Origin of the sequence: Bifidobacterium sp., from assembly GCF_050874245.1 — a bacterium.
In the GTDB taxonomy this organism is placed as follows: Bacteria; Actinomycetota; Actinomycetes; order Actinomycetales; family Bifidobacteriaceae; genus Bifidobacterium.
Genome location: NZ_JBNMKH010000057.1, coordinates 1 through 13,611 on the forward strand (window position 1 = coordinate 1; position 13,611 = coordinate 13,611).

The 13,611-nt window shown below is 57.7% G+C and carries 11 protein-coding genes; 2 read left to right on the plus strand and 9 right to left on the minus strand.

Going from position 1 to position 13,611, the window contains the following annotated elements:
- The 5 genes from ACR0P8_RS06950 to ACR0P8_RS06970 form a co-directional block, all read right to left on the minus strand.
- A partial coding sequence (locus ACR0P8_RS06950) for a FeoB small GTPase domain-containing protein (protein WP_432624397.1) occupies positions 1–764 on the minus strand: 764 nt, incomplete at its 3' end.
- Complete coding sequence (locus ACR0P8_RS06955) at positions 758–1,027, minus strand: FeoA family protein (protein ID WP_432624398.1); 270 nt, start codon at positions 1,025–1,027, stop codon at positions 758–760. The genes ACR0P8_RS06955 and ACR0P8_RS06950, both read right to left, overlap by 7 nt.
- 180 nt (positions 1,028–1,207) lie before the next feature.
- A complete protein-coding gene (gene ychF / locus ACR0P8_RS06960) occupies positions 1,208–2,308 on the minus strand; it encodes a redox-regulated ATPase YchF (protein WP_287075451.1) in 1,101 nt (366 codons plus the stop codon).
- 17 nt (positions 2,309–2,325) lie between these two features.
- Positions 2,326–3,126, minus strand: a complete 801-nt coding sequence (gene proC / locus ACR0P8_RS06965; RefSeq protein WP_432624399.1) for a pyrroline-5-carboxylate reductase — start codon at positions 3,124–3,126, stop codon at positions 2,326–2,328.
- 60 nt (positions 3,127–3,186) lie between these two features.
- On the minus strand, positions 3,187–4,530 hold the full coding sequence (locus ACR0P8_RS06970; RefSeq protein WP_432624400.1) for an alpha/beta fold hydrolase: 1,344 nt from the start codon (positions 4,528–4,530) through the stop codon (positions 3,187–3,189).
- Between the two features lie 177 nt (positions 4,531–4,707).
- Here ACR0P8_RS06970 and ACR0P8_RS06975 point away from each other — a divergent pair, with 177 nt between their 5' ends.
- Together ACR0P8_RS06975 and ACR0P8_RS06980 are read left to right on the plus strand one after the other, a co-directional pair.
- A complete protein-coding gene (locus tag ACR0P8_RS06975; protein WP_345742405.1) occupies positions 4,708–7,317 on the plus strand; it encodes a sensor histidine kinase in 2,610 nt (869 codons plus the stop codon).
- 76 nt (positions 7,318–7,393) lie between these two features.
- Positions 7,394–8,143 (plus strand): response regulator, encoded by a 750-nt coding sequence (locus tag ACR0P8_RS06980; protein WP_217063460.1) that lies wholly within the window; start codon positions 7,394–7,396, stop codon positions 8,141–8,143.
- 173 nt (positions 8,144–8,316) lie between these two features.
- Here ACR0P8_RS06980 and ACR0P8_RS06985 read toward each other — a convergent pair whose 3' ends face one another.
- From ACR0P8_RS06985 to ACR0P8_RS07000, 4 genes are all read right to left on the minus strand, one after another.
- The gene (locus ACR0P8_RS06985) at positions 8,317–10,959 is read right to left on the minus strand and encodes an ABC transporter permease (RefSeq protein WP_432624401.1); all 2,643 of its coding nucleotides are present in this window, start codon (positions 10,957–10,959) and stop codon (positions 8,317–8,319) included.
- Positions 10,960–11,000: 41 nt separating this feature from the next.
- Positions 11,001–11,792, minus strand: coding sequence for an ABC transporter ATP-binding protein (locus ACR0P8_RS06990; protein ID WP_432624402.1), 792 nt, complete (start codon positions 11,790–11,792; stop codon positions 11,001–11,003).
- A 173-nt stretch (positions 11,793–11,965) separates the two neighbouring features.
- On the minus strand, positions 11,966–12,985 hold the full coding sequence (locus ACR0P8_RS06995; protein ID WP_345742406.1) for an Lrp/AsnC family transcriptional regulator: 1,020 nt from the start codon (positions 12,983–12,985) through the stop codon (positions 11,966–11,968).
- A 9-nt stretch (positions 12,986–12,994) separates the two neighbouring features.
- A partial coding sequence (locus tag ACR0P8_RS07000) for an energy-coupling factor transporter transmembrane component T family protein (RefSeq protein WP_432624403.1) occupies positions 12,995–13,611 on the minus strand: 617 nt, incomplete at its 5' end.

Below are 13,611 nucleotides of genomic sequence, written 5' to 3' on the forward strand. Positions count from 1 at the left end.
AATATGCCGGCCGTCCAATTCAGCCGGGCGTCGGCGCGCGATTCGACCCAGGCGCGCATATCGGCGGCAGGATCGCCGGAATCCGCCTCCGCTTCCGACCATGCCCTCAATCCGTGGGGAACGGGTGTGCCGGAGAATCCGTCGGCGATCGCGTCGGCCAAGGCCTTTCCGCCTTCCCCGGTACGCCCGTCGACCGCGACGACCGGCATGCCGTCCAGCAGGCGTGACAGGCGCTCGGGATCGACGCCGCAGCCGTTGCGGAACGCGAGATCGTCCATGGTGAGCGCCACCACGGTTGGCAGGCCAAGCTCCACCACCATCGACAGCAGGTACAGGGATCGTGACATCGCGGTGGCGTCCAGCACCACGACGACCAGATCTGGCGCGGGCATGCCCGAAGCGCCGGTCAGCGCGTCGACGGCGACCTGTTCGTCTGGGCTCATCGGCAGCAGCGAATAGGTGCCCGGCGTGTCCACGAACTGCCAGAACAGCGGTTTCCCGGACTCCGTCGAGCCCTTCTCGTAGCGGTATCGTCCGCAGGTGATGGACACGGTGGTGCCCGGCGCGTTCATCGTGCGGGTCTTCGCCCCAAGCAGCGCGTTGAACATCGACGATTTTCCGACGTTCGGATTGCCGACGAACACCACACGTTTCGCGGTCTCGCCATGGGTCTCGCCGTGGATTCCGCAATCGGCGCGGCAGCATTCGTCATCGCATTGCGGATGGCAGCATTCGCCGCCTCTGAGGCTCCGCAGGCTCAACATTCGTTCATTTCCCCATTCTCGTTATTCCGCTCGGCTTCTCCACGAGCAATCCTCACATGGACGGCGCGGGCCGTGTTTCCGTCCAAAGCGACGCGTTCGCCGCCGAATGCGATGACGCGCCCGCCGAAAACGCCTCGTTGGATGACTTGCAGCTCCACGCCCCGTGCCAGTCCTATCTCACGTAGACGGAACCTGTGCCGGTCGTCCAAATCGACGTCGTCCACAATAACGCGCACGCCGCGCGGACAATCGCTCAACGTCATGACGGCGTCCTTTCTTTCCGCCCGAGACCGTCCCGTAGCGTCGTGCCGACGTCCATACGCAATACCCATGGTTTCCACACATAGCAGGAAAACCCGCGATTTACAAGGCATCCATATGAAAAGGCGCCCGGATCCAACGATTCGGACGCCTTTCATGTCAATAGGAGCGGGAATAAATCCTTACTTGCCTTTGGAGACGTTGAACTTGAATTCGACGATGTCGCCGTCCTGCATGACGTAGTCGCGGCCTTCCTGACGGAGCTTGCCTTCCTCCTTGATCTTCGTCATGGAGCCTTCGGCGGCAACGAAATCGTCATAGGAGACGATATCGGCCTTGATGAAGCCCTTTTCGAAGTCGGTGTGGATCACGCCGGCGGCCTGCGGGGCGGTGTAGCCCTTGTGGATCTGCCATGCGCGCACTTCCTTCTCGCCTGCGGTGAGGAAGGTGGACAGACCGAGCGTGTCGTAGCCGACGCGTGCCAGCTGGTCGAGGCCGGATTCCTCAAGGCCGGCGTCGGCGAGCATTTCGCGCGCGTCGTCCTCGTCGAGTTCGGTCAGGTCGGCTTCGAATTGCGCGTTGAGGAAGATGGCCGGAGCCGGAGCCACGGAGGCGGCGAGCTTGGTCTTGAGATCCTGGTTCTGCAGTTCGGAATCGTCCACGTTGAACACGTAGATGAACGGCTTGGCGCTCATCAGGTGCAGGTCGTAGACGGAGTCCTTGTCGAAGCGGCCTTCGCGGGCGGCCTTGTCGATGGTCTCACCGGCTTCGAGGATCTCCTTGGCCTGCTTGACGGCGTCCATGTAGGCCGGCTCGATCTTCTTGCCGCGCAGATCCTTCTCCAGCTTCGGCAGCGCGTTCTCGATGGTCTGCAGGTCGGCGAGGATGAGCTCGGTGTTGATGGTGTCGATGTCGTCGGCCGGATCGACCTTGCCGTTGACGTGCACGATATCGTCATCCTCGAAGGCGCGCACGACCTCGCAGATCGCGTCCGCCTCACGGATGTTGGCGAGGAACTTGTTACCCAGGCCTTCACCCTCGGATGCACCCTTGACGATGCCTGCGATATCCACGAAGGTAACGGTGGCCGGCACAATCTTCTCGGTGTGCACGAGCTTGGCAAGCACCGGAAGACGATTGTCCGGCAGCGGTACGATGCCGGTGTTCGGCTCGATGGTGGCGAACGGATAGTTTTCCGCCAGCACGTTGTTACGGGTCAATGCGTTGAACATGGTGGACTTGCCGACGTTCGGCAGTCCGACGATTCCGATAGTAAGAGACATGGTTCCTTAGTTTAGTATTAGGCTTCGATGGCGTCGACCGCTTTGATCACGGCACCACGGAACGCGCTTTCCTCCAACGATGCGACACCCTTGATGGTGGTGCCTCCTGGAGAGCAGACGGCGTCCTTCATGGCACCCGGATGGGTTTCGTTGGCCAAGTACAGCGCGCCGACGCCTTCCACCATCTTCGCCGCAAGACGATAGGCGGTGGCGCGTTGCAAACCGTATTTCACACCGGCGTCACCAAGCGCTTCGATATACATGTCGGTGAATGCGGGCGCACAGCCGGCGATGCACATGCCGATACCCATATGCGCGGAATCAACGCGCTCGATGAGGCTGATCGACGAGAACAGCTTTTCGAACGTCTCGGTTTGCGTATCGGTCAGCGTGTTGTCGGTTTCGGTGACGAGCACGCCTTTGCCGACGGCCATCGGCGTATTGGGGATGGTGCATTGGATATGCATCGCGTCGAAATCGGTGCCGAACAGTTCACGGTATTTGGCGAGATCCCAGCCTGCCGCAATGGATACGACGAATGTGCTTTCGTTGGCGAGCGCGCCGGCGATTGGTTTGATGACGTTTTCGATCTGGTACGGTTTGATGGCGATGATGACAACGTCGGCCGCGTCTGCGACTTCGGCAGCGGTGCGCAGCGGTGTGGCACCAACCTTCGTCGTGGTTTTCTCCAGTTTGTCGTAATGCGCGGCGCACGCCACGATGTCAGTACCGTCGATTGCACCTGCCGCGACAAGCCCTTCGGCAATGGCCTGTGCCATGTTGCCGTATCCGATGAATCCGATGGTTGGGTTGGACATGGTTTCTCCTTGTTGTTCCCGGTTCCTATTTGATATCGATATATGGATGGATTGTCTGTGTCAGAACAGTTCTTCCAGATCTCCCCTGTTCAGTGCTTCGTTGAACAGGTGTTTGAAGACCACGGAACCATGCACGCCGTCATGTTCGAATTCGTTGGTGGTCCAATAATGTGAACGGCCAACACGAGACAGCGTGTCGAGCTGCAATCCAGAATCTACGTACATGTCGTCAAAATAGACGGCAGCCTGCAGCGGAACCTCATTACGAGCCAACTGGTCGGCATCGTAGATCATGCCGAAATGCGTGTCTTCCATAAGCACGTCCATGGCTGGTTTGAACGGACGCAACGCACGTTCCTGCTCGAACATCCACGGGAACATGGCCTCGCCGGTGAAATTAAGCGGACGAATGCCACCCGCGAATTCCGGATGCTCGCCGCGCACGCGCTGGGCGGCCCAGCAAATCGGCGTTTCCAGCTCGCCATTGGCGTAGATGAACTCCTGCAACGGCCAATACAGCGGACGAGACGAAGTCGCATCCATCACGGAAGACAGGAACTCGTCAGACAGTTCCGCCGAGGTCGAGGCCGAACCATCGCCGTCAAGGAACGCCTGGTCAAGAATCCAATGCACGCGTTCGAAACTCGGCTTCATACCGAAATCGGATCCCAAGCATTGGAAGCGTTCCACCGTGAGCGGATCGCCGTTCGGCAATGTGACCTCGCGCGATTGCAGTATGTCGGCAACCGTTGCGGCACGTTCGACATCGATCGGGTAACGCTCGTAGAACTGCTTCGTCTTTGCCGCCATGCGCGGGAACGTATGACGGTACACGTCGGTCGCATCGGCGGGAACATGAGGAATGCCGCCCGTGGTGAAACTGGCGATAACCCCTTGCGGGAACAGCGAAAGATACGTCAGCGTCAGGAATCCGCCATAGCTTTGACCAAGCGTGGCCCAACGTGCGCCCCCGAATTCGGTACGACGCAGATGCTCGAAATCACGAACGATCGAATCGGCGAGGAAGCGCTTCAAAAACGCGGCACCGGCCTTGCCGCCGCCATCCATGCCCTCAATCACATGCGTGTCGACGCGGGACGAACGCCCAGTACCACGTTGATCCGGCAATACCACACGGAAATGCTTGATGGCCTCCTCAATCCAACCATCGGAACTTGGACCGAGCGGACGCGGACCGGAACCACCGGGACCACCCTGCAGGAACACGAGCAGCGGAAGATCATCATGCACATGTTCAGGAGCGGTGACCACACGGTAGAACAGGCTGATCGATTCGCCATCGAACCCATGACCGGGCTCGTGGCCCATCCAATCCAACGGCACCTTGATGGAACGATCCTCAATATGCAATCCGGGCACGTAGTATTCGCTCAGCAACGTCATGCATTCACCTTCCCTTTGGCGTCATCGGCATATTCAATGCGAGTAGTGGCTTCTTGATGGCTTCCATCCCACCCACACGCGGAGACAACCTTACCTCACAAAAGCGGCTTTATCCTGCCGCCATTTCATTCCCGCGCATGATGGCGCCACAGCATATCTGGCGCTAGGGTGGAGCATATGTCGAATTTCAAGCAGCGTCTCTTGTCGTGGATGCATGGTCATGTCTTCGCAGGCGATCTCATCATCACGCTTGTCATAGGTGTTCTGCTGTTCGGCGTGACCAGCGGCATCACCTATAATCCGGGATTGCTGTTTGACCTTAAGCCTTCCACGCAGATGGCATGGGAAGCGGCAATGCTTATCCCGCTGCTGATCCGTCGATGGCGGCCGCAGACCGGAGCGTTGCTCTGCGTGGCATTGACCTTGGCACATCTCATATTCGGCCCTTGCCTGCTGGGCGCCGATATTCTGGCATTGTTCATGCTGTATTCGGTGATTGTCTACGGCAATCCCAAAAACACGAAAGCCTTCATTATTCTGGCGTTGGCCATCGGTCTTCTGGCTTCGGCGCTGATGGCATGGACCATGACCAATGGACCGCTGCTCACCGGAGGCAAAGTGCATACATGGAGCAGCTGGAATGGCTCAAATCCAAATGGCATTATGGTCACGGAAGACACTCTCGGTTCCATCTACACAGGAACATCCATGTCGGAAGTCGCCGACATGGTGGCGCAATACATGCTGGTGCTGACGCCGATTTTCGAAGTATGCATTATTTCCACCGTCATTGTAGCGTTCTGGCAGCGCGCCCGTCTGGCAACCGTTCGCATGATGCGGGAACGCAATGAGGCAATCGCCGCGCGAGACCAGGATGAACGCGATATCGCCGCGTTGGCGGAACGCGCACGCATCGCACGTGACATGCACGATGTGGTGGCGCACACCCTATCAATCATCATCGTGCAGTCTGATGGCGGCCGCTATGCAGGCACGCATGATCCCGCGGTGGCTAGAAACACCATGGAGACGATTCGACACGAATCGGAACGCGCACTGCATGACATGCAACGTCTTCTGGGAGTATTCGGGGGTTCACCGCACGCCGATTATAACGATATAGGCAATCTTGTGGAACAAGCGCGAAACGTCTCCCCCGACATTCGAATCCGATGGAATATCACCGGCACCGCCAGCCCAGAACAACTCAGCGAACAAGCCTCGATAGCTTCCTACCATGTAGTGCAGGAGGCGCTGACGAATATCCGCAAGTATGCGGGGCCGCACGTCGATGCGCATATTAAAGAGTCATGGAACAACGGTTTGCTCACTTTGACCATCACCGACAATGGTCGTGGCGCGGCGGCCAATATCGACGGGCATGCGCCAGGTTACGGCCTGCTGGGCATGAAGGAACGCATCGAATCGGCCGGAGGCTCGTTGCAGGCTGGCCCTCAACTCGGCGGAGGCTTCGAAGTCATGGCCACCCTGCCTTACGGCGGTAAAGAACAGGTGACAGACGAAACCGGCGAACAGTATGCCTCGGAACAGTCCGAATCGTGCAACACAACTGCCATATCCAGCAAAGCGAGATTATCCGACGAAGCAATCGCGTCTCATACAGCCGTCAACATATCGGCGCGAATCCCAGATCAACCATCGGAGCGGACGCAGGAAACCAAGCAACCGACCGGTCGCGATCATCGTTCGAATGCCCTGCAACATTTGCGCATCACCGCACCCAATCTGCATGATTTGCTCAAATCGTTGAAACTGAAATCCGTAGAATTTGCAAATACATCCAATTCGCGAGGGCCGAATTGGGTGGAACGTGTTTCCGCATGGACGCAGCACCATTATGTGCTCATGGATTCCGTTGGTGCCGTGGTATTGGTCATGCTGCTGAATCGCATGTCGATTACGTTCCTTTTTGATAGTTCACCTCTTGCGCAGCTCTCTCATGCGATCGCCACCTGCTGCATATTGGCGCTGTCTCTTCGACGCAGGTTCCCCGAGACTTGCGCGCTTATTGTGTTCGTATTGTCAGTTGTGCAATTGTTGTTTTTGGGATCGATTGAGGTTGAACATATCGTAGCGTCGCTGTGTGCTCTGTATTCAGCCGTATTGTATGGACGCGAACACGCATGGCGTTGGACCGGTTCTGCCGCTGTCACCTGTTCGGTGCTGATGGGCTTGAAAATCGCGGCCGATCAACACGGATACATTACCTTGTTCGGCGCCATCACCGCTTCCGTGGGCTTGACAAAACCGGTTTCAGCCGCGTCAAGCAGTACTGCGGCGTTCTTTACCGGCGTTATGTATACGGTTGCGGTGTTGATACTGTGCGCCGGCATTATGGCATGGGCGCGTTGGACTCGCTCCAGTGATTCAAACGCACTGGTGTTGCAGGCGCGAGAGGAAGCGCTGGTGGCCGAGCAGGAGAAGCAGCGTATTCTCGCGGCGAATATGGAACGCGACCGTATCAGTGCCAGCATTCAGGCTGAAGTCACCGCCACGCTGAACAGCGTGATTAGTCAAGCCGTCGATGGTATCCGCATGTTGGACGCTGCCGAAGCACAAGGCAAAGAGCCTACCGCCGACGAGATTTCCGCAGCGTTCAAAGCCATCGGAGAACAGGGGCGCGCCGCGCTTAAGCGTATGCGCGAACTGCTCGGAGTGCTTCGTGAGACTGGTTTCAGCGATGACGCTCATGCCGGTAGCGCGAACGAACTGCAGTTGAGGCCCGCAGCACCGCTGGAGGAGCAGCTGCAGCGCGCGTCTCGATAGCCGGTTCAAGTTTTTCAGGGAGATTTAAGGGGTTGTTTCGCGCTGTGAGCGGAACGATGCCGATAAGGTGGAGAGTATGAGTGAAGAACAGAAGATTCGTGTGGTCATCGCCGATGATCAGGAATTGGTGCGTGCCGGTTTCGCGATGGTGATCGGCTCGCAACCGGATATGGCGGTTGTCGGCCAGGCGCGCGATGGCGCGGAAGCGGTGGCTTTGGCGGAGACGTTGCATCCCGACGTGGTGCTGATGGATGTGCGTATGCCCAGTGTGGACGGCATTGAGGCGACACGTCGGATCAGCGCGTTGCAGCATCGTTTCGCACCTGACGGAAGCGCGCTTGACGATGCGCATACCCGTGTGATCATTCTGACGACGTTCGATTTGGACGAATACGTGATGGCCGCGATCAACGCCGGCGCGTCCGGTTTCCTGCTGAAGGACACGGAACCGGAGACGTTGCTCAATTCGATTCGCACCGTGTATCAGGGCAACGCCATCATCGCTCCGTCCGCCACGAAACGGCTTATTGAAAAAATGATGGATGGCAGTTTCGCAAGCGCTGCCACCACTCAACCCGCTTCCGTCACGTCCACTTCCGTTTCAATGGCGCCGGCGTATACCGATCCGGAATTGGACGAACTGACCGACCGCGAGCGCGAGGTGCTTATCGAGATCGCACATGGTCTGTCGAATCAGGAAATCGCGGACAAGCTGTTCATCAGCCTGCCTACCGTGAAAACGCATGTCGCGCATATTCTGTCGAAAATCAATGCGCGCGACCGCGTGCAAGCCGTCGTGTTCGCCTATGAAAACCATCTCGTATAAAATCTTCATAAAACGTATTCGGCAACAAAAATGCTCCTTCTTTCGAAGGAGCATTTCGTTTATCGCCTAAGCTTCTGCGAGCGCCTCGACAGGCCGAACCGTAAAGCGGGAAGCCTGGTAGGCTTCCCTTAGGTGAGGTGAGCGGCTTGCCGCGAAGGCCGCCAGTTGAGGTGCTAAGCTTCTGCGAGCGCCTCAACTGGCGGCACCCTGACCGCCCGACGGGCAGGTGCGATGCTGGCCAGCAACGCTGCCACAGCCGCCACGGCAAGCACAATGCCGTTGATTCCCCATTCGAATGGGAACGCCACGGTGCCGTACAGACTGAACACCACGTATGCGCCCAGCCAACCGAACAATGTACCAAGCAGTATGCCGGCAAGGCCTGAGACTACGGAGATGAGCAGCGCTTCGATGGCGAGTGATGCCCGTAGCTGGCCGCGGGTCATGCCGATGGCGCGCAGAGTGGCCGATTCGCGGGTGCGTTCAATCACCGATAGGGACAGCGTGTTGGCCACGCCGACAAGTGCGATGAGCACAGCCACAGCGATCAATCCCACCAGAAGCATCATCATGGAGTCGATCATCTTCGCCCATACGATGCGTTCGGCGATCGGTCCGGTCACTGTCGCATCAGTGCTCTTCTCCAATGCGGCCTGCATGTCGTTGTAGATGCCGTCAACGGAAACTCCCGACTTGTCAGTATCCGCCTTGACCAGCAGCACATGGGTGGCGGCATCGAGGTCACCATTGGTGAAATGGCTTTCATCCACGAATCCGACAGCTCCATACTGTGCAGATACGCGACGGTAGTCGGCTTGGTTTGCTTGCAATGTCAGCGAACGCGTAGCGTCGCCGTCCTGGTTCCATTCGGTAGAGAAATCAGCCGTACCATTGGCGAACTGCAGTTTCTTGCCGGTTTGCGCATTGTATGTTGGCATGAGCACGCCATCACTGTCGATGGAGGCGTTACCCAAGTTGGCACGCATGACCTGCTTGACCTGATCGATATTCTTCACGCCGACCAGCAATGCGGACGTAGGCTGGGTTCCATCCGCTTTCTCCAAGGTCACGGAAACCGCCGGCGCATACAACGTGTCGGACACGCCGTTGATGTCGGCTACATCCTTGACCATTTGCTGGCTGATGTCATCGCCCATGGCCACGATGTCGACGCTATAACGGGTGGCGAGCGCACCATTCATAGTCTCTTTGGCGCTGGCGGCACCGGTTGCGATGGTGGAAACCAGGGTGACGCCGATGAGCAGAGCGGCACCGGTTGCTGCGATGCGTCGCGGATTCTTCTGAATGTTGGCGTGCGCAACCGTTGCGGAAGGGCCTGTCAGCGAGGCCAACGCTCCAACTCCCTTCATGAGGGCCGGCATCCAAAACACCGCGGTGACCACCATTCCGAGGAATACCAGTGCGGCGCCGGCGATGGCTACGAGCAGAATCATCGTGAATTGATCGCTGCTCGCATTCTCGCCGCCATTGGTGGCTTGTACCTGCCAGATGGAAAATACCACCATGGAGATACCGACCACCACCATCAGAATACCGATTATGGCTCGCGTGAGGCTGGAACGACGGTTGTCGGTCAGTTCAATCGGGCGCAATGCCTCCAATGGCGTCACCGCAGTAGCGGAACGTGCGGATCCCAGGGATGCGAGCACCGTCACCACAATACCGAAGAGAATAGGTATGACGGCGGCCTGCCAAGAGAAATTGAATCGCATACCCTCTTGCATGATGTCGCTGACGCACATGCCCCACATGAGCAGACTTCCCAGCACCACGCCAAGCACGGATGCGACGAAGCCAAGCACTGCCGCTTCGAACAGCACGGAACCATACAGCTGGCCTTTTTTCGCGCCGATGGTGCGCAGCAAGGCGAGTGTGCGGCGGCGTTGCGCCACGAGTACTTGGAACGTGTTGGCGATCACCAGTGCCGCCACGAACATGGCAAGCACGCCGAAGCACATGAGGAATGTGGTGACGATGCTGGTTTGGTTGCCGGTTAAGGATTTGATGCTTTCGTCACTGACCTGCTGTCGCGACATCAGATCGAAATGCTTTGGCAGCAACGCTTTCACACTGTTGATGGTTTTTGCGGATACGCTATTTCCATCCAAGGCAAGGTCGAGGTATACCGTTGTTGTTCCGACGGTGTCGAAATCGTCCGTTCCCTGCATTGCGGCAAGCAGATTGTCGGATCCTACGATCGCACCACCATAGTACGAGTAGGCGCCGTTCGGATCGGAGGTGAGTCCGACCACGCGCACGTTGTCCGCTTTGGCTTTGCCATCGGTGCCTACCGCATATTGGGAGGTCAGTCTTACAGTGTCGCCAATGCCGACGTTCAGCTGTTTCGCCATGTCTTCCGGCAGTGCGACTTCGTTGGAGTCCTTCGGCTGGTCCCCTTCCGTAATATTCACGGGAAGCATGTTCTTCTGTGCCGCGGTAGAGATGATCTCGCCGCTGATGACGCTGTCCCCCCTGGAAACGCTGACGCCGGTTTCCACCGAGGCGCGGACACCGTCAACCCCTTCGATGCCGGCGATCTGGTCGAGATGGAAGTCGCCGACAGTGCTGGAGTACGCTTCGTTGAGTTCCTCATCGCTCAGGTCGGAGCTGTTGACGGTCACCGCATAGTTGGCGTTTCCGAACATGGCGGTCATCTGCCGTGTCAGGGAGTCGTTCATGGCATTGCCGAACAGGAAGGTGCTGGCGATGAACGCCGTGCCGATCATGATGGCGATGCCTGCGGGTATGAGCATGCGCTTGGTTTTTCGCATGAGTTTCAAAGTGATGGACCACATGGTTAATTCTGTTTCCTTCTTCGAATGCTTCTACAGTGCGTTTAGCGGGAATGTCTCACGGAAGCCACATTCATTGTGGCGGCTTCGCGTTCCTTCATCAGCAGTTCACTCATTTGGTCTGCTGTCGGCTTGTTCACGTCCGCCACGATCTGGCCGTCGGCGAACACGAGCGCACGGTCGGCGTAAGACGCGGCGACCGCATCATGCGTGACCATGATGATGGTTTGGCCAAGTTCGTTGACGGAACGTTTCAGGAAGCTCAACACTTCGGCGCTTGATACAGAGTCAAGATTGCCGGTGGGCTCGTCTGCGAACACCAGTTTCGGTTTGGTGATCAATGCTCGCGCGATGGCCACACGCTGCTGTTGGCCTCCCGATAGTTCGTTCGGACGATGGTTAAGACGTTCCTTAAGGCCAAGCGTTTCCACCAGCAGACGCAACCACTGTCGGTCTGGTTTCGCTCCAGCCAAGGTCAAGGGCGTGAGAATGTTCTGTTCGGCAGTAAACATCGGCAGCAGATTGAAGCTTTGGAAGATGAAACCGATCTGATGGCGGCGCAGCAGGGTGAGCTGGTCGTCGTTCATGCGAGTCAGATCCTTGCCGTCGAACATGACGTGTCCGCTAGTGGCCGAATCAAGTCCGGCCAGCGTGTGCATCAACGTGGATTTGCCAGAGCCGGAGGGGCCCATGATGACGGTGAATTTTCCTTGTTCGAAGGCGATATTGACGTCACGTAACGCATGCACCGCGTTGCTTCCGGAACCGTAGTCCTTGACAAGATCGATGGCTTCAATGGCAGTGTTATTGGCTTTGATGGCGTCCCTGATGTCCATGGAAGTTCCTTTCTTTGTGAAGTTACTTCCAACATACGGAACATTCGACGTCAACGGCATCATGCGTTGGTCTGAAATCCTGCTGAACCGCGACTCATCCTTGAGTATGAGATCAACGCGGGAACAGCGAAAACTGGATGATCAGAAACCATGTTCCAAGCATCGGGCAATCGTCAATCGCCTAACAATACGCCTTCGTGCGGCGGCTCAAGCCAATACGACTCCTTTTCCACACTGACGGTGGACGCCCACCAGGTCTGTTCCACGCCTGGCAATGGGCGAATGGATTCGTCCACCACGCGCCATAGGTCCTCATCGTTGTCGGCGATGATTTCAATCAGGTAATCGGCACCGTTCAATCCGACACCACTCATCGCGTACGTCACTTCGTCGATGGCCAGAAGCTGTTCGGAGTCAAGCCGATATGGAGGTTTCACTCCAAGTCCGAGGAATGCCTGTCGGAATCCTCCCAAACGCATGGGGCTTACCGTGGCCATAATGCGCATCACGCCGGAATCTTCGAGTTTTTTGATGCGGCCGCGAATCGCCGTATGGGTCACGCCGAGACGCTCCCCCAACGACGCATAGCTGGCCCTGCCGTCCTTCTGCAGTTCGTTGAATGTGTGCACGAACCGTGGATCCAGACGATGCGAGGGAATATCGGTGCCGACACTCGCCTCGCGTTTGGTCAGGAAGCCGGTTTCGCCATGCGCGGCGAGCAGACGGTTCACCACGCTGACATTGTGGTCATCAAGCACCAGCCGTCCGCATGAGAACACCTGCAGACGGGACAATCCCGGCAACGCGCGCAGACCATGTTTGAGGAAATGATCCATGCCTTCAGCCGAATACACCACAGCCTCAGCGATGATGTCGGCATCCCCCAGAGCGCAGACCACGTAGGTGACCTGTGGCATGGATTGGAGCATGGCAAGAGCCTCATCCCTGCTCCCGTCGAGACGAAGTCCCACCAGCACCTGGCTGTAATTGCCCAGACTCAATGGATTGCACACCGGGACGATGCTCATGATGCCGGATCCAGTAAGCCTGCGGTAGCTTTCCGTAGCCGCGTAGACGGAAATGCCGATTTTGTCGGCAAGCTCCTGCATGGTCATACGGCCGTCGCATTGCAATGCCGAAACCACTTTCAGATCACGGGCCGAAATCACGGGCCTTCGCTCCCCGTATGCCATCATCCAACCTCAGTAATGCAGCATCAACCAGACACTGCCGGCCGTCGCGGCCATGGTCAGCACGAGAATAAGCCAATCGACGACACGCATCGTCAGTTTCACGCGATATGTGCGTTTGGCTCCCTGAAGGTTGAGGCCACGCGATTCCATGGCCCACCCCACGCTTTGGCTCATCTTGTATGCGCGGATCAGCACCGCGATGAGTATCGGCAAATACGATTTGCATCGAGCGCCTATACGCACGAACACGTTGCGCTTGTTGCCGGAGGCATCGGTCTTGCCGCTCAGGTCGAGTCCGCGGGCGCGCTGAGCTGCCGAAACGGATTGCCAGATGGAGAAGAACACCGGAATGTAACGCAATGCGGTGGCGATGGTGAGTCCGGCCTTGTATGGCATGCCCAACGAGGTGAATCCGCGAATCAGCTTGGTTTGGCTGGTGGTGAACAGTGTGAGGAAGCATGCGAATCCAAGCGCCGGGATACGCAGACCCATCACCGCGGCCATCAGCAGATTCTCCTGCGTGAGTCTCAGCCATCCCCACTGCCAGAGCACGTGCGTGCCGGATGGGTCGAAAATCGGCCAGAGCACCACGATGAACACGATGATCACGGCCAGGACCTTCCACA